At 64.4% G+C, this 22,453-nt stretch carries 22 protein-coding genes; 13 read left to right on the plus strand and 9 right to left on the minus strand.

Going from position 1 to position 22,453, the window contains the following annotated elements; genetic code table 11:
• Nucleotides 1-83: 83 nt before the first annotated feature.
• Nucleotides 84-980 (minus strand): LysR family transcriptional regulator, encoded by an 897-nt coding sequence (locus QCE88_RS20240; protein WP_309905411.1) that lies wholly within the window; start codon nt 978-980, stop codon nt 84-86.
• A gap of 98 nt (nt 981-1,078) precedes the next feature.
• Between QCE88_RS20240 and QCE88_RS20245 the strand changes: the two genes are divergently transcribed.
• The 3 genes from QCE88_RS20245 to QCE88_RS20255 all read left to right on the plus strand — a co-directional run bounded on the left by QCE88_RS20245 (nt 1,079) and on the right by QCE88_RS20255 (nt 4,474).
• On the plus strand, nt 1,079-1,729 hold the full coding sequence (locus QCE88_RS20245; protein ID WP_309905413.1) for a 4-carboxy-4-hydroxy-2-oxoadipate aldolase/oxaloacetate decarboxylase: 651 nt from the start codon (nt 1,079-1,081) through the stop codon (nt 1,727-1,729).
• Between the two features lie 66 nt (nt 1,730-1,795).
• The gene (locus QCE88_RS20250) at nt 1,796-3,160 is read left to right on the plus strand and encodes an MFS transporter (protein ID WP_309905415.1); all 1,365 of its coding nucleotides are present in this window, start codon (nt 1,796-1,798) and stop codon (nt 3,158-3,160) included.
• An 84-nt stretch (nt 3,161-3,244) separates the two neighbouring features.
• A complete protein-coding gene (locus QCE88_RS20255) occupies nt 3,245-4,474 on the plus strand; it encodes an alpha-hydroxy acid oxidase (protein ID WP_309905416.1) in 1,230 nt (409 codons plus the stop codon).
• Here QCE88_RS20255 and QCE88_RS20260 read toward each other — a convergent pair.
• The 3 genes from QCE88_RS20260 to QCE88_RS20270 form a co-directional block, all read right to left on the minus strand.
• Nucleotides 4,456-5,352: a DMT family transporter gene (locus tag QCE88_RS20260; protein WP_309905419.1), complete on the minus strand. Its 897-nt coding sequence runs from the start codon at nt 5,350-5,352 to the stop codon at nt 4,456-4,458. The two genes, QCE88_RS20255 and QCE88_RS20260, sit on opposite strands and share 19 nt — an antisense overlap.
• Before the next feature lie 22 nt (nt 5,353-5,374).
• Nucleotides 5,375-6,250: a glycine betaine ABC transporter substrate-binding protein gene (locus QCE88_RS20265; protein ID WP_309905421.1), complete on the minus strand. Its 876-nt coding sequence runs from the start codon at nt 6,248-6,250 to the stop codon at nt 5,375-5,377.
• Between the two features lie 196 nt (nt 6,251-6,446).
• Nucleotides 6,447-7,067, minus strand: a complete 621-nt coding sequence (locus QCE88_RS20270; RefSeq protein WP_309905423.1) for a TetR/AcrR family transcriptional regulator — start codon at nt 7,065-7,067, stop codon at nt 6,447-6,449.
• Nucleotides 7,068-7,207: 140 nt separating this feature from the next.
• On the opposite strand from QCE88_RS20270, the gene QCE88_RS20275 reads away from it, so the two are divergent.
• From QCE88_RS20275 to QCE88_RS20290, 4 genes are all read left to right on the plus strand, one after another.
• Entirely contained in the window at nt 7,208-9,244 is a 2,037-nt protein-coding gene (locus tag QCE88_RS20275; protein WP_309905425.1) for an NADH:flavin oxidoreductase, read from the plus strand.
• A gap of 14 nt (nt 9,245-9,258) precedes the next feature.
• Nucleotides 9,259-10,251 carry a LysR substrate-binding domain-containing protein gene (locus QCE88_RS20280; RefSeq protein WP_309905427.1) on the plus strand — a complete coding sequence of 331 codons (993 nt, stop codon included), beginning with the start codon at nt 9,259-9,261 and terminating at the stop codon, nt 10,249-10,251.
• Nucleotides 10,252-10,350: 99 nt separating this feature from the next.
• Nucleotides 10,351-11,418, plus strand: coding sequence for a proline racemase family protein (locus tag QCE88_RS20285; RefSeq protein ID WP_309905429.1), 1,068 nt, complete (start codon nt 10,351-10,353; stop codon nt 11,416-11,418).
• Nucleotides 11,419-11,420: 2 nt separating this feature from the next.
• Entirely contained in the window at nt 11,421-12,353 is a 933-nt protein-coding gene (locus QCE88_RS20290; protein ID WP_309905431.1) for an ornithine cyclodeaminase, read from the plus strand.
• A gap of 37 nt (nt 12,354-12,390) precedes the next feature.
• Here the strand turns inward: QCE88_RS20290 and QCE88_RS20295 are convergent, their stop codons facing one another.
• The 3 genes from QCE88_RS20295 to QCE88_RS20305 are packed head-to-tail and all read right to left on the minus strand — an operon-like array spanning nt 12,391 to nt 14,792.
• On the minus strand, nt 12,391-13,221 hold the full coding sequence (locus QCE88_RS20295) for an amino acid ABC transporter permease (RefSeq protein WP_409018169.1): 831 nt from the start codon (nt 13,219-13,221) through the stop codon (nt 12,391-12,393).
• On the minus strand, nt 13,211-13,954 hold the full coding sequence (locus tag QCE88_RS20300; RefSeq protein WP_309905435.1) for an amino acid ABC transporter permease: 744 nt from the start codon (nt 13,952-13,954) through the stop codon (nt 13,211-13,213). Before QCE88_RS20300 ends, QCE88_RS20295 begins: the two co-directional genes overlap by 11 nt.
• Nucleotide 13,955: 1 nt before the next feature.
• On the minus strand, nt 13,956-14,792 hold the full coding sequence (locus QCE88_RS20305) for a transporter substrate-binding domain-containing protein (protein WP_309905437.1): 837 nt from the start codon (nt 14,790-14,792) through the stop codon (nt 13,956-13,958).
• A gap of 204 nt (nt 14,793-14,996) precedes the next feature.
• Between QCE88_RS20305 and QCE88_RS20310 the strand changes: the two genes are divergently transcribed.
• Genes QCE88_RS20310 through QCE88_RS20335 form a run of 6 tightly spaced genes read left to right on the plus strand, consistent with a single transcriptional unit; the run spans nt 14,997 to nt 21,239 of the window.
• A complete protein-coding gene (locus QCE88_RS20310; RefSeq protein ID WP_309905439.1) occupies nt 14,997-16,238 on the plus strand; it encodes an aminotransferase class I/II-fold pyridoxal phosphate-dependent enzyme in 1,242 nt (413 codons plus the stop codon).
• Entirely contained in the window at nt 16,235-17,068 is an 834-nt protein-coding gene (locus tag QCE88_RS20315; RefSeq protein ID WP_309905441.1) for an amino acid ABC transporter ATP-binding protein, read from the plus strand. Before QCE88_RS20310 ends, QCE88_RS20315 begins: the two co-directional genes overlap by 4 nt.
• A gap of 16 nt (nt 17,069-17,084) precedes the next feature.
• Nucleotides 17,085-17,699: a cysteine dioxygenase family protein gene (locus QCE88_RS20320; protein WP_309905443.1), complete on the plus strand. Its 615-nt coding sequence runs from the start codon at nt 17,085-17,087 to the stop codon at nt 17,697-17,699.
• On the plus strand, nt 17,699-18,889 hold the full coding sequence (gene metC, locus QCE88_RS20325; protein ID WP_309905445.1) for a cystathionine beta-lyase: 1,191 nt from the start codon (nt 17,699-17,701) through the stop codon (nt 18,887-18,889). Before QCE88_RS20320 ends, metC begins: the two co-directional genes overlap by 1 nt.
• 25 nt (nt 18,890-18,914) lie before the next feature.
• Nucleotides 18,915-19,793: a transporter substrate-binding domain-containing protein gene (locus QCE88_RS20330; protein WP_309905447.1), complete on the plus strand. Its 879-nt coding sequence runs from the start codon at nt 18,915-18,917 to the stop codon at nt 19,791-19,793.
• 3 nt (nt 19,794-19,796) lie between these two features.
• Complete coding sequence (locus tag QCE88_RS20335) at nt 19,797-21,239, plus strand: NAD(P)/FAD-dependent oxidoreductase (RefSeq protein WP_309905449.1); 1,443 nt, start codon at nt 19,797-19,799, stop codon at nt 21,237-21,239.
• Nucleotides 21,240-21,248: 9 nt separating this feature from the next.
• Here the strand turns inward: QCE88_RS20335 and QCE88_RS20340 are convergent, their stop codons facing one another.
• Nucleotides 21,249-21,812: a hypothetical protein gene (locus QCE88_RS20340; RefSeq protein ID WP_309905451.1), complete on the minus strand. Its 564-nt coding sequence runs from the start codon at nt 21,810-21,812 to the stop codon at nt 21,249-21,251.
• Nucleotides 21,813-21,880: 68 nt separating this feature from the next.
• Nucleotides 21,881-22,450: a hypothetical protein gene (locus QCE88_RS20345; protein WP_309905453.1), complete on the minus strand. Its 570-nt coding sequence runs from the start codon at nt 22,448-22,450 to the stop codon at nt 21,881-21,883.
• Between the last annotated feature and the right edge of the window lie 3 nt (nt 22,451-22,453).

Here is a 22,453-nt window from a genome sequence, read left to right on the forward strand (position 1 = left end):
GCACTTGGGGAAAAAGGGTGAAAACCGATTCTAACGAAAGCTGCCCGATGACGCGTCGCGCGCTCCGTGTCGCTCCGTGCCGCTCAACGCCGTCCACTCGACTTCGACAGCGCCTCGCGAAAGGTGTCCACCAGCCGGTTGTCCTCGCCCGCACGCGTGAGCATGACGAGCTTGGTCCGCAGATCGAGGTCGGTCACGGGAATGAAGCGCACGTCGCGGCGGTTGTTCTTCGAGGTCGAGCGGCCGACGAGCGTCGCGCCCAGTCCCGCGCCCACCAGCGCGAGCGCGGTATGAATCTCGATGGCTTCGTGCGCCACGCGCGGATCGCCGCCCGCGCGCTTGAGCGCCGTCAGCAACTGCTGGCCGAACGGACTGCGCGCATCCTTGGGATAGTGGATGAAAGGCAGCCGCGACAGTTCCGCCGCCGTCACCGAGCGCTGCTTCGCGAGCGGATCGCCGGCCGGCACCGCTGCAACGAACGGTTCTTCGAGCACCACGGCGCAGTCGAGATCCAGACTCGGTTCGAGCGGTCCGATGAAGCGCGAGATGCCCACATCGATCCGCCCTTGGCGCAAGCGCTCCGGCTGATACTCGGAGAGCGCCTCGACCAGATCGAGATGCACGTCCGGACAGCTTTGCCGAAAGCGCCGCACCGCAGCCGGCAGCACCGAATAGGACACCGAGCGCACGAAGCCGATGCCCAGCCAGCCGCGCTGACCCGAGGCAATGCCGCGCGCTTCGTCGTCGAGCCTGCCGGCGTGGGACAGCAATTCCTTCGCTCGCGGATAGAAATATTTGCCCAGCGACGTGAGCTCCATCGGGCGGCGCGAGCGGTCGAACAGTTCGCCGCCGAGATGCGCTTCGAGCTGTGCAAGCTGCATGCTGATGGCCGTCGGCGCGACGTGGAGCGCGTCCGCCGCGCTCGTCGCGCTGCCTGCTTCGACCACTGCGCAGAAGTACCGGACCTGTCGTAGATTCATTTTTTTTGAGCTTAGGCTCAGAAATCGATGTTTGATAGCGGAGAAACTTTATCTAAAACTGTCGCTGCCATCAAACTTCCAGACTTCCAATCAGAGACATGAGCAGTCACGAGACATCCGCCGATCTCATCGCGGCGCTGCGCGCACTCGGCAGCGCTACCGTCTACGAAGCCCAGGGCGCGCACGGCGCGCTCGACAGCGGCATCAAGCCCATTCATCCGTCGATGTGCATGGCCGGCCCGGCCGTGACCGTCGATACCCGTCCCGGCGACAACCTCATGCTGCACTACGCGATGCTCAAGGTGAAACCCGGCGACGTGCTCGTGGTCGACGCCAAGGGTTTTCTCGAGGCCGGTCCGTGGGGCGACGTGTTCACCGAACTCGCGCTGCAGAAGGGACTCGCGGGGCTCGTGATGCACGGCGCGGTGCGCGACGCGCGCACGATCATCGACATGGGGTTTCCGGTGTTCAGCCGTGGTTTGAGTATCAAGGGCACGGGCAAGAACCAGCCGGGGCGCGTGAACGTGCCGGTGTGCATCGGCGATGTAGCAATTCAACCGGGCGATATCGTCGTGGGCGACATCGATGGCGTGGTTATCGTGCCGAAGCATGACGTCGAACGCGTGGTGCAGGTCAGCCGCGCGCGCGAAGAGAAGGAGAGCGTGTTCCGGCAACGGATCCGCGAAGGCGCGAGCACCGTCGAACTGCTGGGATTGCAGGACACGCTGGAGAGGCTCGGCCTGCAATGACCGCGTGTGTTTCAAGACTCAACCCGACAAAAACCGCATAAAGCCGCCAGTATGGAGCGAGACACCATGAAAGAATCAACCGGAATTCCCGCGATGGACACCGTGGCCGCCACGGCGCGTCCGACGCGTTATCGCTGGGTCGTCGCCACGCTTTTCTTCCTGATCTACACCGTCGCCGCCGCCGATCGCGCGAACCTCGGCATCGCCTTGCCGTTCCTGCGGCGCGAATTCGCGATGAGCAACGCGGAAGCCGGCGCGCTCGTCAGCGTGTTCCTGATCGCGTATGCGTGTGCGCAGTTGCCCTCGGCGTGGATCGTGTCGCGTTTCGGCGTGCGCCGCACGCTGCCCATTTCGATGATCCTTACTTCAGTGGCCACCGCGCTCACCGGCATGGTGGGCTCGCTGTTCGCGCTCAAGATGTGCCGGCTCGCGCTCGGTTTCGCAGAAGGCCCCTTGCCGCTCGGCATCGCCGCGACGATCAACCGCTGGTTCCCGGCGAAGGAGAAGGGCACGGCATCCGGCCTGTTTCTGTCGGCGGTGAAGTTCGGCCCGGTCATCACGCCGATCATCGGCGCGGCGGTCATCTCGCTGTGGGGCTGGCAGGCCATCTTCATCGTGTTCGCGGTGCCGGGCGTGCTGTTCTCGGCCGTGTGGTGGCTGATGGTGGCCGATCGTCCGTCCGATAGCCGCGCGGTCAATCAGGCCGAGCGCGACTTGATCGACACGGCCAAACCCGGCACGCCTGCCGCGACCCAGATCGAACGCACGCGTGCGATGCCCTTGCTCGACCGCCTGACGCGCGTGCGCAGCGAGAAGCCGCTGGAGACGAGCCGCGCTGTCGCGACGTCGTGGAACATCTACGGCTGTGCATTGGGCTATTGCTGCCAGCTCGGCATTTCGAGCGTGCTGCTCGCGTGGATCCCCACCTATCTGCTCAACGTGAAGCACTTCAGCGTCGCGGGGATGGGCTTTGTCGCCGCCGCGCCGTGGGTGGGCGCGGTGTTCGGCAACATCGCGGGCGGGCTGCTCTCGGACCGCGCGCTCGGCAAGCGGCGCAAGCCCGGCATGATGTTCTCCGCCATCGCGACCGCCGTCATGATGGTCGCGCTGATCGAGTCGCCGGCCTCGCCGGTCGTGTACGGCTTCCTGATCTTCATGACCGGCGTGACGCTGAGCATCGGCTTTTCGGCGTATATGGTCTATCCGACTTCGTTCGTATCGAGGGAGAAGTTTCCGCTGGCGAACGCCATCGTCAACATGGGCGGACAACTCGGCGGCGCGGCGACGCCGTTCATCGCGGGATTGCTGCTCGATCACTTCGGCTGGAACTACGTGTTCGGCTTCATGTCGGCGATTTCGGCGCTCACCTTCATCATCCTGCTGACGATCTCGGAACCGCTCGATGTCGAGCCTGCGCGTCGATATCGATGAAAGGCATCGGCAATGTGTTGGACGGGCGGTCATGCCGCGCCTAACATGTGCCGGACATCAGAATCGTGATCAACGGCGCAACGCATGCACTCAAACAAACAGCCCCGAAGACTCAAATCCATCCTCAGCCTCGACGACTTCGAGCCCGCCGCCCGGCGCTTCCTGCCGCGTCCGGTGTTCGGCTATATCGCCGGGGCGGCGGAGACCAACACGTCGCTTGCACAGAACCGCCTGAGCTTTCAGGACTATGATTTCGTGCCGAACGTGCTAGTCGATGTATCGAAGCGGTCGTCGCAGGTCGAACTCTTCGGCGTTCGCTATGCATCGCCGTTCGGCCTTGCGCCGTTCGGCCTGGCCGCGCTGTCCGCGTATCAGGGCGATGTCGTGCTCGCGCGTGCGGCGCAGCAGGCGAACGTGCCGATGATCATGAGCGGTTCCTCGCTGATCCGTCTGGAAGACGTCGCGAGCGTGGCGCCAGGAAGCTGGTTCCAGGCCTATCTGCCGGGGCAGACCGCGCAGATCACGCAACTGATCGACCGCGTGCGCGCGGCGGGTTTCGGGACGCTTGTCATCACGGTGGACACGCCGGTCGCCGCCAATCGCGAGAACAACATCCGCACCGGTTTCTCAACGCCCCTGCGGCCGACGCTGCGTCTCGCGTGGGATGGCATGACACATCCCTCGTGGCTCCTGGGCACCTTCCTGAAGACGGTGCTGAAGCACGGCATGCCGCACTTCGAGAACAACTACGCCACACGCGGCGCGCCCATTCTTTCGCCGAGCGTGTTGCGCGACTTCTCCGATCGCGGACATTTCACCTGGGATCACCTCGCGATGATCCGGCAGATGTGGACGGGCCCGCTGGTGGTCAAGGGCATCCTCAACCGGCGCGATGCAGCGAAGGCCTGCCAGATCGGCGCCGACGGCATCATCGTGTCCAATCATGGCGGACGGCAACTCGACGGCAGCGTGGCGCCGCTGCGCGTGTTGCCGGGCATCGTGGACGCGTGCCGGGACGTGCCGGTGATGATCGACAGCGGCGTGCGGCGCGGCACCGATGTACTGAAGTGCCTGGCGCTCGGCGCGAAGCTGGCCTTCGTGGGGCGGCCTTTTGCGTATGCATCGGCGATTGCGGGCGAGGCGGGCGTGCACCATGCCATCCGTCTGCTCGCCAATGAAGTGACGCGCGACATGGGCATGCTCGGCATCACGTCGCTCGATCAGCTGGATGCCTCGTTTCTGATGCAGAAGTCGTTCACGGTGCCGGTGCCCGTTCCCGGGCGGCAGCCGTCTGCTCAAGCGACGGCGCGTTGAACGGTTCGTTGACGGCCGAGATGCAGGGTCACCACGCTCAGGATGATGAGCACGAACGCCGTCATTTCGAGCCAGCCGAAGCGTTCTCCCACCGCCCAGCCGATCAGCAACGCAACCGCCGGCGCAAGATACGTTGCGGCGGATGAAGCAACGGCGCCGAAGCGGTCGAGGAGATAGTAGTAAAGGAAGAACGACACGCCGGTCCCCAGCACGCCGCCTCCGATCACGAGCGCCACGGCCGCGAAGGGATCGTTGAGCAGATGGCTGGCACCATGAAAGTCCGTCACGGCCGCGAGCACCAGCACGGCGATGCCCATCTGCCAGGTTGCCAGTGCGAGCGGCGGCAAGCCCAGCGGTGTCAGGAAGACACGCACGTAGACGTAGGAGAGCCCGAGCACCATCGAACTGGTCAGGAGCCACAGCACGCCCGACAAGTCGATCGTTCCACTCGCGCCTTCCCAGGGCCGCGCGATCGGCGTGATGCCGAGGAAGCCCAGCAGCACGCCGAAGGTCATCGTGCTGTTGAGCTTCTCGCTTCTCAGGAAGAGCGCGGAGAAGATGGCGGTGAACAGCGTGGCGCCATTCGCGAGCATCGCAGCCATGCCGGAGGGAACAAGCGCGGTGCCGCGCGTGATCGCGACATAGTAGAACGCCGTGGCGAGCACGCCCATCACGCAGAAATGATGCAGATGACGCAACTGGCGCAGCGTGATGACCTTCGTGCGCCAGGCCACCAGCGCCAGCGGCAGAAAGCCGAACAGCACGCGCACGAAGGCAATCTGCATCGGCGTGATGGAGGACGCGGCCCACTTCATATAGATGAAGTTGGAACCCCAGAACAGACCCAGCAAAACAAACGCAATCCGCGCCATTCTCATGATGGCTGCTTCGCTGAAGCCGTCATTGCTGGAGCCATTCCTTGAGCTTCTCCGGATGCGCATCGACGAACTTCTTCGCGGCCGCATTCCAGTCGTTCGATGCATTGCCGTCGAACTCGATCTGCTCGACCTCGGCCAGCGTCAGCTTGTAATGCTTGATGAAGGTGTTGGCGCGCGGAAACTTGGTCGCGAACTGCTTGGAACCGAAGCCGCGAATCTGTTCGTCGCCGCCCAGCACGCCCTTGGGATCCTTCAGATAGCGCATCTTGTACTTCTGCCATAACCAGTGCGGGCTCCACACCGTCGCGACAATCCAGTTCTTCGCCGGATAGGCGCGCGAGATCGCGGTGAGCATGCCGGCCTCGCTTGCGCGAATCAGGTTATAGCCCGCGAGATCGTATTCCTTGAGCGCCTTCTCCGACGCCACCATCTCGCCCGCACCCGGTTCGATGCCCTGAATCGTGCTGTTCAGCTTGGTCTTGACTTCCGGCTTGTTCAGGTCGGCGATGGAAGCCACTTCGCTCTCGGGTACATAGTCGGGCACGGCCCAGCCGATCTTCGCGCCCGTGTAGATCACGCCGAGATCGTCCATCTCGTCCTTGAAGCGCGCGTAATAGGCCGCGTGCGTTACGGGGAGCCACGCACCCAGCATCAGGTCCACGTCGCCGCGCGCTACGCCCTGAAACTGAATGCCGAGGTCGGCGACGATCAACGTCACCGGCTGATTCAGTTTGGTTTCGAGCACGTATTTGGCGGTATAGGTCACCGCCTGGGTGTCGGCCCAATTGGCGAGTGAGATCTTGAGCGGATCGGCGGCGCTGGCGGTCATCGCGAACGCAGCGGTGGACACTGCAATGCCAGCCTGGAGAACGAAACGTACGAGCGTGGACTTCTTCATTTGAGGCTCCCGGTGTTCTTGCCGCGACGAAGAAACTGCATCGATCTGCTGATTGATGGAATACCCTGATTCGTGCTTCTAAAGCGCTTGCCAACGCGATGGGGCTTGAGTATTCGAGTGCATTAAAGGACTGTCAACGTGATTTGAAGTTGTGACGCCATTACTTCAGGTTATGCGAGACGCGCCGGATGACGCATCAACTTTCGAAATTTCTGCGCGCGTAGAAGCGCTGCATTTCGTGATCTTGCGGACGGACGCCGGTGAATACTTCGACGAATGCCGGGATGCGCTTCATGCGCGTTTCGAACGTTTCCTCCGCCCGCATCGCTGCATAGCCCACTTGGGTGAGATACGTGGTGCGGGCGCGCACGTCCGCTACGTCGGCGTCATAGCCGAAGCGCACGAAGGTCGCGGTCAAGACCTCGATGCGCAGCGCATCGTCTTTCTGAATGAGGCGCGTGATCTCGGGCGACTGCTGCGCCCAGTTGCGGATGGCAGCCTCGAAGCGGGTGTCGAACAGCGAGTTGTCGAACCAGCAGTCGAAGATGTTCAGCATCGCCTCGCAGATGCTGTCCGCATAGGCTTCGTTGCGGTTGACCCAGTTGCCCGTGTTCTTCTCTTCCCAACGCGCGACCAGTGCGTTCAGCAATTCGTCGCGGTCGCGGAAGAACCAGTAGAAGCTCGTGCGCGCAAGATTCAGCTTCTTGGCCAGCGGCAGGATGCGCACCGCTTCCACGCCGCCTTCCAGCAGGCTTTCGTAGGCGCAGTCGAGCCACATGTCGGCCGAGCCGCGCACCGTGTCGACGGTCTGATCCATGACATTTCCTTCTTGCTTGCTTGCGTGCGATTCCCGTACTGTACACCACTGTCGTTTCACTTGACACCTGTGTACATGCGACCTAATCTGAGCGCACGACACGTCTTTCGATTCCCCCAATCGTCCCGCACGAGGCGCTCATGTCCACGGACCCGCTGCTCCAGCCGTACACGCTCAAACATCTCACCTTTCGCAACCGCATCATGACGACGTCGCACGAGCCCGCGTATGCCGAGGACGGCATGCCGAAGGAGCGGTATCGCGCGTATCACGTCGAGCGGGCTCGCGCGGGCATTGCGCTGACGATGACGGCGGGTTCCGCGGCGGTGTCGAAGGACAGTCCGCCGGTGTTCAACAACATCCTCGCGTACCGGGATGAAGTCGTGCCGTGGATGAAGGATCTCGTCGACGAATGCCACGAGCATGGCGCGAAGGTGATGATCCAGCTCACGCATCTGGGACGGCGCACGCGCTGGGACAAGGGCGACTGGTTGCCGGCGGTGTCGCCGTCGCATCATCGCGAGCCTTCGCACCGTGCGTTTCCGAAGAAGCTGGAAGAGTGGGACATCGAGCGCATCGTGAAGGATTTCGCCGATGCCGCCGAACGCATGAAAGCGGCCGGTCTCGATGGACTGGAGATCGAATCGTACGGGCATCTGATGGACCAGTTCTGGTCGCCGCTGACGAACACGCTCGAAGGTCCGTATGGCGGTTCGCTCGATCATCGGCTGCGCTTCACGTTCGACGTGATGCGCGCGATGCGTGAACGCGTCGGCGAACATTTTCTGCTTGGCATTCGTTATACCGCCGACGAAATGATGGGAGGCGGCATCACGAAGGAAGAGGGCATCGAGATTTCGAAACGGCTGAAGAACAGCGGGCTGGTGGATTTTCTCAACATCGTGCGCGGACATATCGACACCGATGCCGGCCTCACCGATGTCATCCCGATCATGGGCATGCGCAGCGCGCCGCAACTGGACTTCGCAGGCGAGATCCGCCAGGCGACGGACTTTCCCACGTTTCACGGCGCACGCATCCAGGACGTGGCGACGGCGCGCTTTGCCATCGAGTCGGGCAGGATCGACATGGTCGGCATGACGCGCGCGCACATGACGGATCCGCATATCGTGCGCAAAATCATCGAGAAGCGGGAAGACGATATCCGGCCTTGTGTCGGCGCGAACTACTGTCTGGATCGCATCTATCAGGGCGGGATGGCGTTATGCATTCATAATGCCGCGACCGGACGTGAGCTGGAGATGCCGCACCGGATCGCGCCGGCGCTGACGAAGCGCAAGATCGTGATCGTCGGCGCTGGGCCGGCCGGACTCGAAGCAGCGCGCGTGGCGGGTGAGCGTGGGCATGAGGTGACCGTGCTCGAAGCCATGAACGATCCGGGCGGACAGATTCGCCTCACCGCGCAGAACGTGCGCCGCAAGGAGATGATGGGCATCGTCGACTGGCGCATGGCGCAGTGCGAGAAGTTCGGCGTGCGTTTTGCATTCAATACGTGGGCAGATACGGAGACGGTGCTGTCCTACAGTCCGGATGTGGTGATCGTCGCGACGGGCGGCATGCCGCATACCGACGTGTGCAGCGCGGGCAACGAGCATGTCGTTTCGTCGTGGGACATCATTTCCGGCGATGTGAAGCCGGGCGCCAACGTCCTCGTCTTCGACGACGCCGGCGATCATGCCGCGCTGCAAGCGGCGGAAACCATCGCGCAGGCAGGCGGCAAGGTCGAGGTGATGACGCCTGACCGAACCTTCTCGCCTGAAGTCATGAGCATGAACCTGGTGCCGTACATGCGTGCATTGCAGAAGCTCGCGACGACCTTTACCGTGACTTTCCGTCTGGAGGCCGTGCGCCGCGAAGGCAAGGAACTGGTGGCGACCATCGGCAGCGACTATGGCGGGGTGACGAAGGAACAGCGCTACGATCAGATCGTCGTCAATCACGGCACGATTCCGATGGACGAGCTGTACTTCGAGCTGAAGCCGCTGTCGCGCAATCTCGGCGCGGTCGATTACGAGGATCTGATCGATGGCAAGGCGCAGGTTGTCGAGCGCAATCCCGAAGGGCGCTTCCAGCTTTTCCGGATCGGCGATGCGGTCTCCGCGCGCAACACGCATGCGGCCATCTATGACGCGCTGCGGCTGATGAAGGACCTTTGAATGAGCCCACGGCAATGACGGCGCGTTTCGATGTCAGCGACAGTCTGTCTGGTGCGCTCTCGCTGAGAGCCATCAAGGCTTTTCTCGCGGCCGCGAAGTGCCGAAGCTTCACGGCCGCGGCGGACGTGCTGTGCGTGACGCCTGCCGCCATCAGCAAGCAGGTGCGGGAACTGGAAGACTACCTGGGCACGACGCTCTTCGTGCGGACAGGCAGGGCCGTCACCCTCACCTCCGATGGCGAAATGTTCAAGGATGCCGCCCAGCTTTCCCTCATCAACATTCATCAGGCGGCCGAGCGTCTGCGCAAGAAGATCTCCGCGCGGCAGACGCTCATCGTGTGCTGTTCACCGGCGTTTTCCGCGCTCTGGCTGCACCGGCGTTTGCCCGAGTTCATCCAGGCGCATCCCGATATCGAACTCACGGTGCTGGCGACGCAGAACTTCATCGCGATGGAAGCGGGCGTGCAGCCGGACGTCTACATCGCGAAGCTCGCGAGCATGCGCGACGGCTACGACACCGAGCACCTGTTCGACGACGAGGTGTATCCCGTCTGCACGCCGCAGTACTTGCAGCGCCATGGCCCGATCGATACGCCGGAGGCGTTGCTGGGCATGTCGCTGCTCGACATCAGCGCCTACGGCCGGTCGCAGATCTCCGAGCATATCGACTGGAAGGTCTGGCTTGCGCTTCACGACGTGGACACGGTCTGGCGCGCCGACATCCCGCGTCAGCTTTTCACCAGCAATGACTACCCGGCGATGGTGCAGATGGCGCTGGCGCATCAGGGCATCGTGCTTGGCTGGCATCACCTGGTCGGGCATCTGGTCGCAAGCGGCGACCTCGTGCGTCCGCTGCCGCACAAGACGGTGATGAAGAATCGCGGCCATTATCTTTCCGTGCGACGCGACAAGACCGATGCCGTCGTATGCAGAAGGTTCTGCGAATGGCTCAGGCCACAGCTTGCGCTTTTCGCAAACGCCAACGATGCCGCTTCAACAAAAAGTTGAAGCAAGGCCGGAAAAAACGTCGTTTGGGTTGCGCCGCGAACTCGAATAGATTGCCTCATGCGCCGCGCCTGCCGTGCGGCATGAACGAGGACATCATCGATGGGCTTCAAACGAACCTTGCACGCGGTGGAGACGCATTCGGGCATCCCGATGCGCGTCGTCACAGGCGGACTTCCGCACATTCCCGGCGACACGGTCCGGGCCAAGATGCACTGGCTGGCAGCGAACGACGATGGCTTGCGCAAGCTGCTGCTGCGCGAGCCGCGCGGCTATCCGGCGCATTGCTGCAATATCGTCGTGCCGCCGTGTCATCCGGAGGCGGACGCGGGCTTCATCATCCTCGAACAGGTCGAGTATCCGATGATGTCGGGCGGCAACACCATCTCCGTCGTCACGGTGCTGCTGGAAATGGGCATGCTGCCGATGCGCGAGCCCGTCACCGAACTCACGCTGGAAGCGCCCGCAGGATTGATACGCATCGTCGCCGAGTGCGAGCACGGCAAGGTCAGGCGGGTGACGTTCAGGAACGTGCCGGCATTCGCCGCGCATCTGGATGCCGTCATCGACGTGCCGCATCTGGGCAAGGTGCGCGTGGATGTCGGCTGGGGCGGCATGTTCTATGTCATCGCGGACGTGCGGCAATTTCCGGGGCTCGAACTCAAGCCCGAACACGGCAAGGAGATTACGCGGGTGTCCGCGTTGATCCGCCAGGCGGCCATCGAGCAATTGCCGGTCGCGCATCCGGACTATCCGGGCGTGGGCATCACCATCTCGCAGCTGTCGGGTCCGTCGGATGATCCTCGCGCGGACTGGAAGAACGCCGTCACCATGCCGACCGGTCCGCTTTCCTGGGACGATCCCTCGACCTGGACCGGCGCGATCGACCGTTGTCCCTGCGGCACCGGAACGTGCGCGAAGATGGCCGTGCTGCACGCGAAGGGCAAGTTGCCGTTGCACCAGGACTTCCGGCATCAGGGCATTTTGGGCACGATGTTCACGGGCCGGCTGGTGGAGCAGGCGCGCATTGGCGGCCATGATGCGGTCATTCCCACGCTGTCGGGCACCAGCTGGATTCATGGCATCAACACCATCGTGCTGGATCACGATGACCCGTTTCCCGAAGGCTATATCGTGGGCGATATCTGGCCGCATCAACAGGAGCATTGAAGATGCAGATCGTGACGGCGCAGCAGATCAGGTCGGTGCTGGACTGGGCGGGCGTGCTCGACGCATTGCGCGCGGGACATGCAGGTGCGCGGCCGATCGGCGACAGCTATTTTGTCGGCGATGCCGGGTTCGGCCTGTTCAGCCGGGGCGTCATCTTGCCGGGCAAAGGCGCGGGATTCAAGGTCGCGTCGCTCTGTCCGGCCAATCAGTTCGCGAGTCCGCCGCAGCCCACCGAGCAGTCCGCTTTTCTTGTGGTGGACGAGCACAGCAGAAGCATCGTCGCGATGCTGGACGGTCCTGAGATCACGCGCTGGAAGACCGCCGCCGATTCCGCGCTGGCTGCAACGAGGTTGAGCCGGGAGGACAGCGAGGTGCTGCTCGTGCTGGGTGCGGGGCCGGTCGCGCTGGCGTTGGCGGAGGCTTATCTGCATATACGGCCATCGCTTCGCGAGGTGCTGCTGTGGAATCGCACGCTGTCGAAGGTGGACGTTATGCGTGTGGCATTGGAGGGCAGGAACGTGCGGGTGAGCGTGGTCGAGGACCTGGATGAAGCCGTTGCCCGCGCGGATATCGTGACGGCGGCCACGGGCGCATCCGTACCTGTGATACGGGGAGAGCTACTTCGTCCGGGTACGCATATGGATCTCGTGGGCGGCTATCGTCCGGACATGCAGGAAGCCGATTGCAATGCGCTCAAGGGCGCGCGCATCTTCGTCGACGATCGCGAGAATGCGAGCGTGTCAGGCGACATCCTGATCCCCATGCAGGCGCAGATCATTCATGCCGAGCAGATCGAGGCGGACCTGTTCGAGTTGTGTCAGGACACGGCATTTCATCGCGGCGCGGCCGACCGCACAGTCTATAAAAACGCCGGCGGCGCGTATCTGGATCTGCTCGTCAGCCAGTATGTCGTGGAGCGGTTGAGGTCGTGCTGATGCGCGACCTCGCGCCACCACTTGCCGCAGGAACACGCTACCGCACCTTCACCCGCCGTTCCAGCCAGCGCGTGAAGCGCGATATCGGATAGCAGTAGGCAAAAAACACCACCAGCGTCGCGACATACGTCAGCACCGTGAAGCTCGAACGCGCGACCGTGCTGCTGGCGATCTGCGCCGTATCGATCAGATCGTGAATCCCGACCAGCGACGACAGCGCCGTGCCCATCGTGATGATCGCGTAGACGTTCGTCCACGGCGGCAGCATGCGGCGAGCGCATTGCGGCAGGATGATATGCACGAGCACCTGGCGCCGCGAGAACGCCAGCGATTGCGCGGCTTCCCATTGCGCGGTCGGCGTCGAGGCTATCGCGCCGCGAAAGATCTCCGCGATGTTCGCGCTCGCCGGCAGCGCCAGCGCGAACGTCACCTTGAGCCAGTCCGGGAACGGCAGCGTCGTGCCGAACACGGTGAATTCGAAAGGAAACACATAGGTCGTGAAATAGATCAGCACGAGCCACGGCGCGTTGCGAAAGGCCTGGATCAGCCCGCGCGCCACGCGTCCCGCAAACGAGTGCGACAACGCAATAGCGCCCGCGATGACGCCGCCGATCGTGCCGAGCACGACCGCGCCCAGGCTGATGAGAATGTTGAGCAAGAAGCCATGCGCGAGCGCGGGCGCCCATTCGACGAGTTGCCCGAGCGTGTCGATGCGCGACCCGGCTTCGGGCGCGATCGCCCATAGCAGCGCGCCAAACCCCAGCACGCCGAGGATCGCCGCCGTGCCCGACGTGAAGCTTTGCAACGGCCGCGTCCTGCCGCGCGAGGAAGGCAGTGCCGAAGGAGGAACGAGTGCGTCACGCGCCATAGCCGGGGATCCACAAACGGCGTTCCAGCCAGCGGCCCGCGCGGCTCACGAGCCACGTCAGCGCGCCGTAGAACAGAAGAATCAGCACCATGAGCGCAAGCACGTTGTCGCGTTGCGTCCAGATCATGATCGATTGATAGGTGATGTCGCCGACCGCGATCGCCGATGCCAGCGCCGATGCCTTCACCAGCTCCACCGCGTTGTTGACGAGCGTCGGCAGCGCGGTGCGCAGCGCGAGCGGCAGTTCGATGCGCCAGAAGCGTTCAGTGCGATCCAGCCCGAGCGACACCGCGCCTTCGAGGGTCTGCGCCGGCACGGCATCGAATCCGGCGCGCAGCGCTTCCGCATGGAACGCGCCCTTGTGCAGCGAAAGCACCAGCACGATCCAGAAGAACGGCTTGAACGGATTGTCGACATGATGCATCTGCAATCCTTGCGTGATGAGCATGTTCACGACGAGAAACGCGCAATACAGCTGCACGAGCGTCGGCGTGGCGCGCGTCAGTTCGATGAACGCGCGCGCGGCATTCGCGAGCCACACGCGCCGGCCGCGCACCGCGACGAGCAGCGCCAGCCCCGCAATCGCGCTGCCGATCATGGTCGCCACGATGATCTCGATGCTCACGCCGATGCCTTGCAGAAACGGATCGCGTTCGTAGGCATCGAGCAGGAAGCGAAAGTCGAAGCCGCCGCGCGCGGCCCAGTCGAGAACGGGATGCAGGGATGCGCTCATCTCACGGCCCCTTCGGCGGATTCGCGTGCCATTCGGCGAGCGCGGCGGAAGGCGGCAGTCCGGCCTTCGCCTCCGACGCAATCAGAAAGCCGCTGCGATGCCACGCCTCGACGATGCCATTGAGCTTCGCCGCCGTGTCCTTTTCGCCCTGGCGCACCCAGATGACCGACGACGCCGGGATCAGTTCGGGCTGCAAGGTGCGGTAGTCGCGCCATTCGGGATCGTGCTGCTGCAACGGATAGAGCAGGGGCGCCGCGTCGTGTACGGCCGCGACGCAACTGCCCCCGCGCAGCGCGAGCAAGGACTGCGACGCGCCCGGAAACGCGCGCGGCACGGCGCCGTAGCGTTCCACCATCGGACGGATATAACTGCTGCCTTGCGAGATGCAGACGGGCTTGCCGCGCAGGTCTTCCCAGCGCGTGATGCCGCTGTTGTTGGGCGTGATGGCCGTGCCGCCGACGCGGTAGTACGGCGTCGGCACGAAGTCGAGTATCTCCGCGCGTTGCGGCGTGTACTCCATGTTGGCGATCAGGATGTCCGCCTTGCCTTGCTGAAGAAACTGCACGCGAGTCGAAGGCTGCACGGACACGAGATTGACCTTGACGCCGAGCTTCTGGCCGATGTCGTTCGCCAGATCGACGTTGATGCCGCGCGGCTGCTGGGTCTGCGGATCGAGCGAGCCGAACGGACTGCCCGCGATCATCACGCCGACATCGATCTGATGACGCGATGCGATGCGGTCGAGGGTGGCGTCCGCGTGGGCGGCGAGGCTCAACGAGGCAAGCAGCGCGCTTGCAGTTGCGCGGATTGCGCGAACAAGAAGGGAAGTTGTAATCATGCGAGACGTTGAAGGATGCGGAGCAGGGCAGCAACGACGATAGCGGCATGCCCGTGCCCGGCCAACGAAGCGAATCTGCTAAGCAAATGGGGCTGACCGGCAAATGGGCATTGGCCAATCCGCGATAAGCATGTGCGGATTCGATGGTTCGCGCCCGCAGGACCGGTTCATAGAATTCATGACCGACTTGCACAGGACCCGCCGATGGCTCATCTGATTCTTTCCCGCCGCGCCGCGCGCATCGGCCTTGCGCCCAACGCGGCGGCCAAGGCGCGCGCGCAGGCGCTCGCGGCCAGCGGACGTTCCGTCGTCGAACTGACCGCAGGCGAACCCGACTTCGACACGCCCGAGTCCATCAAGCAAGCCGCGATTGCAGCGCTGGCGGCCGGCGACACGAAGTACACGCCGCCTGCCGGCACCGCCGACCTGCGCGCCGCCATCCGCGACAAGCTCGCACGCGAGAACGCACTGGACTATGCGCTGGAGCAGATCATCGTCAGCGGCGGCGGCAAGCACGTCATCTACAACGCGTTCGCCGCGACGCTGCGCGACGGCGACGAGGTCATCGTGCCCGCGCCCTACTGGCAGTCGTTCCCGGCGATGGTGTCGATCAACGACGGCACGCCGGTGACCGTCGCTTCGCGGCCAGAAGAAGGCTACAAGCTCACGCCCGCCACGCTGGAGGCGGCCATCACGCCGCGCACGCGCTGGCTGATCCTGAACACGCCATCGAATCCGAGCGGCGCGGTCTTTACGACGGACGAACTCGCCGCGCTTGCCGTCGTGCTGCGGCGTCATCCGCATGTCTGGGTGCTGCTCGACGAAATCTACGAACACATCCGTTTCGATGAAGGCACGCGCGAACATTTCCTGCGCATCGCGCCGGATCTCGCGGACCGCACGCTGATCGTCAACGGCGCATCCAAGCCCTATGCGATGACCGGCTGGCGCGTCGGCTACGGCGCGGGGCCGGCCGAACTGATCGCCGCAATGACCGTCGTGCAGTCGCAATCGACTTCGTCGCCGTCCTCTATCGGACAGGCGGCGCTCGCTGCCGCGCTACGTGGCGACCAGGCTTTTGTCGCGGCATCGGTGGCGGCGTATCGCGAACGGCGCGACCTGTTGCTCGCCGCCTTCGCGACGATCGACGGCGTGCGCTGTGTGCCGCCGCAAGGCGCGTTCTTCGCGTTCGTCGATGTGAGCGCGTTGATCGGCGCCGTCACGCCGAATGGAGAGACCCTTGCCAGCGACGTCGATCTGGTCGCTTACCTGCTGCATGAACACGGTCTTGCCGTGGTGGACGGCACTTCGTTCGGCACGCCGGATCACATTCGCCTTTCGATGGTCGCGGAGCACGCGCAACTGACGGAAGGCGTTGCACGGCTCGCCACGGCCGTCGCGGCGTTGCGGCGTTCGCCTCTCACTTCACAACGGGAGGCTGCATGAACCGCGCCGCGCTCGCATCGACGTTCGACGAATCCCTCGCCGCCGCCGCGCACGCTGATGAAGCGCTGATAGCGATCCGCGACCTGCATCTCGCCTACGACGGCGTGCCTGTTCTCAACGGCATCGACCTGACGGTGAAGCGTGGTCAGGCCGTGTCGATCATCGGGCCATCGGGCTCCGGCAAATCGACGATCCTGCGCTGCATCAACGGCCTCGCGACACCTCAGCGCGGCACCATTCATATCGACGGCATCGACGTTGGTGCGCAGCAGACCGAGGCCCAGCGGCTGGCCTTGCGCAAGCGCGTGGGCTTCGTGTTCCAGCAGTACAACCTGTTCCCGCATCTGAGCGTGCTCGACAACCTGACCATCGCGCCACGCCGCGTTCTCGGCAGGAGCTGCGCGCAAGCCGAAAGCGAAGCGCACGCGCTGCTCGCCAAGGTACGTCTCGCCGACAAGGCACAGGTGTATCCGGGCGAGTTGTCGGGCGGACAGCAGCAGCGCGTCGCGATTGCCCGCACGCTGGCCATGCGTCCCGATCTGATCCTGTTCGATGAAGTCACGTCGGCGCTCGATCCCGAGACCGTCGGCGAGGTGCTGAACGTGATCGGCGAACTGGCGGACGAAGGCCAGACCTGCGTGCTCGTCACGCACGAGATGCGCTTTGCCGCCGAGATCAGCGATGAAGTCTTTTTCACGGAACGCGGCGTGATTGTCGAGCACGGGCCGGCCGCGCAACTGTTCGGCCAGCCGCGCCACGAGCGCACGCGGCTGTTTCTCCAGCGCGCGCGCGGCGAAGACCGGAGCCGTTTGCCGTTGCGCGCCGTCTAACCTTTCCCCACGAAACATGACTATCACGCACAAGGAACAACGACGCCGCGAAGCGGTGCAGGCGCTGCTTGCCGATGCCCGCAGCATCGTCGAGGAAGACGGGCTGACGCGCGCCGCGCTCGAACGCCTGAGCGCGCGTCTTGCCACGCTCGCCACGCAGGACGGTCTCTTCGATGCCGCCGACTTTCCGCCGCCGCAAGTCCACAGCGGCGATACCTCGGTGCGTTACCGGTTGAATCCGGACGAAGAGGGCTTCGCGCTCTATCTCAACTCGCTGTTGCCGGGCAAGACCACGATCCCGCACAACCACGATACGTGGGCGGTCATCGTCGCGGTCGAGGGCGAGGAGTTGAACCGCGTGTATCGGCGTGTGGACGACGGCGTTGACCCCGACCGTGCGCAGCTCGACGTGGCGCGCGAGGTGGTGGTGCGGCCCGGTACGCCCATCGCGTTCCTGCCCGAGGACATTCACAGCATCCACGTGAACGGGAGCGCGCCCACGCTGCACTTTCATCTCTATGGCCGGCCGCTCGAAACGCTGACGGGCCGTCTCGGCTTCGAGCCGGACACGGGCCGCGTCGTGCGCTACAACGCCGAGCACATGAAGCGCGCGACGCAGGCGGTGGGCTGATGCCGGAACGCCGCGATCATCTGCATACGCGCGTGCTGCATGCGGGCGCACCTGCTTTCGATGGCGGCACCGCGCCCGTCAACGCACCGCTCGTGCGCACGAGCACGGTCCGCTTCGAGAGCGATGCCACGCGCGCCGCGTTGCATCATCGGCGGGAGGCGGGCGAAGCGGTCGCGACCTATGGACGTCATGGCACCGCGACGCATCGTGCGCTCGAAGCGGCCCTCGGCGAACTGGAAGGCGCGGAGCATGTCCTGCTCGCGCCGTCCGGGCTCGCGGCCATCACGCTGACGTTCATCGCGCTGGTCTCTCCGGGCGATCACGTGCTGGTCCAGGACAGCGTGTACGGGCCGGTACGCGAGCGCATCGAGCCCTTGCTCGAACGGCTGGGCGTCGCGTTCTCGTACTTCAATGCAAGCGCCGGCCTGCCGCATGATGCGGTGCGCGCCAACACACGGTTGATCTATGCGGAATCGCCTTCTTCGTTCCTGTATGAAGTGATCGACCTGCCCGCGCTCGCCGCCTTCGCGCGGCAGCATGGCGCGCTGCTCGCGGCGGACAACACGTGGGGCGCGGGCGTGCTGTATCGGCCGCTGGAACGGGGCGCGGATATCTCGATCCAGGCGCTCACCAAATACGTGAGCGGGCACTCGGACCTGATGCAGGGTGCGGTCGCCGTGAAGGATCGCGACGTGGCGCGCCGCCTGCGGGACACGCACGAGGCGCTGGGTTTGTCGGTCGGCGCGGACGACGCCTGGCTCGCGCTGCGCGGCGTGCGCACACTGGCCGTGCGGCTCGCGCAGCATCAGCGGCATGCGCTGCACGTGGCGCGCTATCTCGCGGATACGACCGGCTACGTCGGCCGCGTGTTCTATCCGGCGCTGCCGGAAGATCCAGGTCATGCGCTGTGGCAGCGTGACTTCCATGGCGCGAACGGGCTGGTGTCGTTCGCATTGCGCAATGCCGTTCACGCCGATGCCGTCGCTTTCGTCGATGCGCTCCGGCTGTTCGGCATTGGCGCCTCATGGGGCGGCTATGAAAGCCTGGCGCTGATCGCGCCCGCCTCGCGGCTCGCGATGCACGGCGTGTGGCGCAGCGGTGCGCCGGTGGTGCGACTGCATGTCGGGCTCGAGGATCCGGGCGATCTGATCGACGATCTCGCGCAGGCTTTCGCGCGCATCGCACGCTGACTTTCTCTTTCGACCGGATGATTTCATGAAGCATCGCTCAAGCTCGCGGGCACGCTCTGCCGCGCTGTTCACCGCATCTCTCACGGTTGCGCTTGCCGCCGCCACGCCGGCGCATGCCGATGCCACGCTGGACCGCATCAAGGCGCGTGGCGTGCTGGTCCTCGGCGTGGTGCTCGACGGCACGTATGGCTCGCTCGATCCCGCGACGCGCCGGCCCATCGGCTATAACGTCGAACTTGGACAAAGCCTGGCGCAGCATCTCGGCGTGAAGTTCGAGGCCGTGGAAGTGACGCCGCCGAACCGCGTGCAGTTCCTCCAGCAAGGCAAGGTCGATGCGCTCATCGCCAGCATGCAGTACACCAAGGAACGCGACGAGATACTGAGCTACGTGCCGACGCCGTTCGAGGAGATCGGCGGTTCGGCGATGGTGCGCAAGGGCGCGGGCATTCATGACTGGGCCGATCTGCGCGGCAAGCCGGTATGCGTCTCGCAGGGCAGCAACTACACAAAGCCGCTGATCGAACAGTACGGCGCGCAGGTCAAGGGCTTCAAGGGCATGCCTGAAGCATTGCTGGCATTGCGCGGCGGCGCGTGCGTCGCGTCGGTGCATGTGACGCCGGGCATTCAGGCGCGGCTGCTGAACGAACCCGGCGAATGGAAGGACTATGAAGCGCCGATCGGCACGCAACTGATTCCGTCGCCCTCGGTGATCTGGGTGCGCAAGGGACAGGGCGATACGGTCGCGGCGCTCGACGGCATCGTGAAGGACTGGCATCGCACGGGCTTTCTGATCGACGAAGGCAACAAGTGGCACATGCCGCCCTCGAAGCAACTGCTCGCGTGGCATCAACAGTACGCGGGCAAGCAGACTGCGGCCGCGCAGACCAGCGCAAACAAGGACTGATGCATGAGCGATGCTATCGACGTGGACGCCGAAGCGCGTCGCGCGCTGGATCTCCTCGGACCGCTTCCGGAGAACTGGGTGCCCGCCCGCGAAGGCATCGACCACGATGTGTTCGTCGTGGGTGGCGGGCAGACCGGTTGCGCAATGGCGTTCGCGCTGCGGCGCGCGGGCATCGGGCGCGTGAGCGTCATCGATGCGGCCGCCGAAGCAGCGGGTGCGGGCGTATGGCTCAATCGCGCGCGGATGAATACGCTGCGCACGCCCAAGACGCTCGTCGGTCCGGAAGGCGATGTCGCGGGCCTGAGTTTCAGAGTCTGGTATGAGGCGCGCTTCGGCGGCGCTGCGTACGAGTCCATCGAGCGTGCGTCGCGCACGCTGTGGGCCGAGTATCTCGCATGGTATCGCGCGTTCCTCGATATTCCGGTGCGCTATGGCGTGCGTCTCGTGCGGATCGAACCTGCGCAGTCGCACTTTCGCCTGCATCTCGAAGTGGAGGGCGAGACGCGTATCGAAACCGCGCGCAAGGTCGTGCTGTGCAATGGCGTCGCGGGCAATGGCAAAGCTTTCGTTCCCGAGGCGCTCGCGCACCTGCCTTCGAGCACGCTTGCGCATACCTCGCAGGCCATCGACTTCGACGCGCTGCGAGGCAAATCGGTCGCCGTGATCGGCGCGGCGGCCTCGGCGTTCGATGCGGCCGCCACGGCGCTCGAAGCCGGCGCCGCGAACGTGCATCTGTTCGCGCGCCGCGCCGTGCTTGCCGCTAAGCCGGTCTCGCGCACGCGCGGCTATCCGGGCGCCTATGACAACTATCCGGGATTGCCCGACGCGCTGCGCTGGTCACAGGCCCGGCGCTTTCGCAACGAAGGCTCGACGCCGCCGCGCGATTCAGTCGAGCGCGTGACGTGCTTCGCGAACTTTCATCTGCATCCGGGCGTGGAGATCGAGGCGGCGCACATCGACGCGCGTCGCGCCGTGCTGAACACGCCGGGCGAGTCGTTCGCTTTCGATTTCGTCATAGCGGGGACCGGTTACGCCATTGACCTGTTCGCGCGACCCGAACTCGCCGAGGTTGCGCCGCACGTGTGCCTGTGGCGCGATCAGTACACGCCGCCGCCCGCTGAAGCCGACGCTGCCCTCGGCGCGCATCCCTATCTCGGCGAGGCGCTCGAATACAGGGAAAAGAAGCCGGGCGCGGCGCCCTGGCTGCGCGACATTCATGTCTACAATCCAGCGGGCTTCGTCAGCGCGGGCGTGCCGGTGGGCGACGTGCCCAGCATGCGGCGCGACATTCCCGCCGTGGTGCGGCGGATCAGCCGGGATCTATTCCACGCCGATCTCGATGCACACGCGGCGCGCCTGAACGCCGACGTGCCCGCCGACTTCGACACGGCGTTCTACGCGGCGAACGTGTGGCGGGCAGGGGAAGCGCAGATTGCCGACGCGTGAGACGAATGCCTAGTGCGGATTGATCTGCTTGACGATATCGGCGGCGATGGCGCGCGCCTGCTTGTCGGACGTCGGCGCGAAGATGCCCTGCCACGCGGACGACGAAGTGTTGTAGTTGCGTTCGCCGAACACGCGCCCGCTTTGCAGATCGCGGAAGGTGACGCGGGCCTGCATGAATGCATTGCCGGTCATGATGCCCAGCGTATAGCGCGCACCGGGCGCGACGAAGTGGAAGTCCTCTACGTAGACATCGACCACCGTGCCCGCGCCTTGACGTGCCGTGCGCTTGACGGTTTCATCGAAGAAGGTCGAACTGGCGTCCCTGGACGCGCCTTCCATGGCTTCACGCCATTCCGTCTGCACACGCGGCCAGTCGGATGCGGATGTGGCAACCGAAGATCCGTTCATGCGCAGCACGATAGTATGCGTGGACGCCGGCGGCACCACGACGCCCGGTTGCGTGGTCTTGGCGGTCGGCGATGCCGTGTCCTGGGTTTGCAGCGTGGCGGCACATCCGCTCAGAACAATGGCGATGCCCGCGAGAGTCAGGGAAGAGAGATGACGTGTGCGCATGTTCGACTGGTTTGTTGGAGGTGCGTCACAATATAAAAAATAAGCGCCTTGTACGGCGCACCGGTACATCAGTAACTGACCGTCAAGGGTTCCGGATGCTCGCGGGTCAATACGATCTTGCTGCCCATCGGCCATCCTGTGCGCTGCGTCGGCGTGGACAGAGGCGTGCAGGCCTCGGTTTGCGTGCTCCGTTGCGATGCGATGCTGAACGACTGCGAAGCCGTGTTGCCCGCGACATAGGCGGTCACGGTCGTGCCTTCGCGCACCACCACGGCGGGCGTCGGACCTTCGGAGGCAATCACGATGGGGTCGCCGCTGCAATCGGCGGAAGTGTAGTAGAGCAATGAGTCAACGCTGTGATAAAGGAATAGCGACGCCGAAGACGGCGCCTTGATATCGCTCGGATCGTCAGTCGTCGTCTTGCGCTGCAAGGGCACGACGAAGCGCGTGTTGCCCCGCGTGATCAGCGGCCCATAGTTGTACTGGAAGTGAGAAAGTGCGCCGACGGGGTGGCCGGCTGCATCGAGCACATTGGGCGGCGCACTCGGCGCACTCGGCGCAACGGCCTCCGGTGATGTCTGCGCGTGAGCGAGGCTCGTGCCGAGCACGGTCAGCAGGGCGATGAGCGCCTTGTTCATGGT

The organism is Caballeronia sp. LZ035 (assembly GCF_031451175.1).
Lineage (GTDB): Bacteria > Pseudomonadota > Gammaproteobacteria > Burkholderiales > Burkholderiaceae > Caballeronia.

What these genes read in the sequence shown, in the direction of transcription:
- QCE88_RS20240 (WP_309905411.1), bottom strand. Translation starts at nt 980, where the DNA reads ATGAATCTACGACAGGTCCGGTACTTCTGCGCAGTGGTCGAAGCAGGC.
- QCE88_RS20245 (WP_309905413.1), top strand. Translation starts at nt 1,079, where the DNA reads ATGAGCAGTCACGAGACATCCGCCGATCTCATCGCGGCGCTGCGCGCA.
- QCE88_RS20250 (WP_309905415.1), top strand. Translation starts at nt 1,796, where the DNA reads ATGAAAGAATCAACCGGAATTCCCGCGATGGACACCGTGGCCGCCACG.
- QCE88_RS20255 (WP_309905416.1), top strand. Translation starts at nt 3,245, where the DNA reads ATGCACTCAAACAAACAGCCCCGAAGACTCAAATCCATCCTCAGCCTC.
- QCE88_RS20260 (WP_309905419.1), bottom strand. Translation starts at nt 5,352, where the DNA reads ATGAGAATGGCGCGGATTGCGTTTGTTTTGCTGGGTCTGTTCTGGGGT.
- QCE88_RS20265 (WP_309905421.1), bottom strand. Translation starts at nt 6,250, where the DNA reads ATGAAGAAGTCCACGCTCGTACGTTTCGTTCTCCAGGCTGGCATTGCA.
- QCE88_RS20270 (WP_309905423.1), bottom strand. Translation starts at nt 7,067, where the DNA reads ATGGATCAGACCGTCGACACGGTGCGCGGCTCGGCCGACATGTGGCTC.
- QCE88_RS20275 (WP_309905425.1), top strand. Translation starts at nt 7,208, where the DNA reads ATGTCCACGGACCCGCTGCTCCAGCCGTACACGCTCAAACATCTCACC.
- QCE88_RS20280 (WP_309905427.1), top strand. Translation starts at nt 9,259, where the DNA reads ATGACGGCGCGTTTCGATGTCAGCGACAGTCTGTCTGGTGCGCTCTCG.
- QCE88_RS20285 (WP_309905429.1), top strand. Translation starts at nt 10,351, where the DNA reads ATGGGCTTCAAACGAACCTTGCACGCGGTGGAGACGCATTCGGGCATC.
- QCE88_RS20290 (WP_309905431.1), top strand. Translation starts at nt 11,421, where the DNA reads ATGCAGATCGTGACGGCGCAGCAGATCAGGTCGGTGCTGGACTGGGCG.
- QCE88_RS20295 (WP_409018169.1), bottom strand. Translation starts at nt 13,221, where the DNA reads ATGGCGCGTGACGCACTCGTTCCTCCTTCGGCACTGCCTTCCTCGCGC.
- QCE88_RS20300 (WP_309905435.1), bottom strand. Translation starts at nt 13,954, where the DNA reads ATGAGCGCATCCCTGCATCCCGTTCTCGACTGGGCCGCGCGCGGCGGC.
- QCE88_RS20305 (WP_309905437.1), bottom strand. Translation starts at nt 14,792, where the DNA reads ATGATTACAACTTCCCTTCTTGTTCGCGCAATCCGCGCAACTGCAAGC.
- QCE88_RS20310 (WP_309905439.1), top strand. Translation starts at nt 14,997, where the DNA reads ATGGCTCATCTGATTCTTTCCCGCCGCGCCGCGCGCATCGGCCTTGCG.
- QCE88_RS20315 (WP_309905441.1), top strand. Translation starts at nt 16,235, where the DNA reads ATGAACCGCGCCGCGCTCGCATCGACGTTCGACGAATCCCTCGCCGCC.
- QCE88_RS20320 (WP_309905443.1), top strand. Translation starts at nt 17,085, where the DNA reads ATGACTATCACGCACAAGGAACAACGACGCCGCGAAGCGGTGCAGGCG.
- metC (WP_309905445.1), top strand. Translation starts at nt 17,699, where the DNA reads ATGCCGGAACGCCGCGATCATCTGCATACGCGCGTGCTGCATGCGGGC.
- QCE88_RS20330 (WP_309905447.1), top strand. Translation starts at nt 18,915, where the DNA reads ATGAAGCATCGCTCAAGCTCGCGGGCACGCTCTGCCGCGCTGTTCACC.
- QCE88_RS20335 (WP_309905449.1), top strand. Translation starts at nt 19,797, where the DNA reads ATGAGCGATGCTATCGACGTGGACGCCGAAGCGCGTCGCGCGCTGGAT.
- QCE88_RS20340 (WP_309905451.1), bottom strand. Translation starts at nt 21,812, where the DNA reads ATGCGCACACGTCATCTCTCTTCCCTGACTCTCGCGGGCATCGCCATT.
- QCE88_RS20345 (WP_309905453.1), bottom strand. Translation starts at nt 22,450, where the DNA reads ATGAACAAGGCGCTCATCGCCCTGCTGACCGTGCTCGGCACGAGCCTC.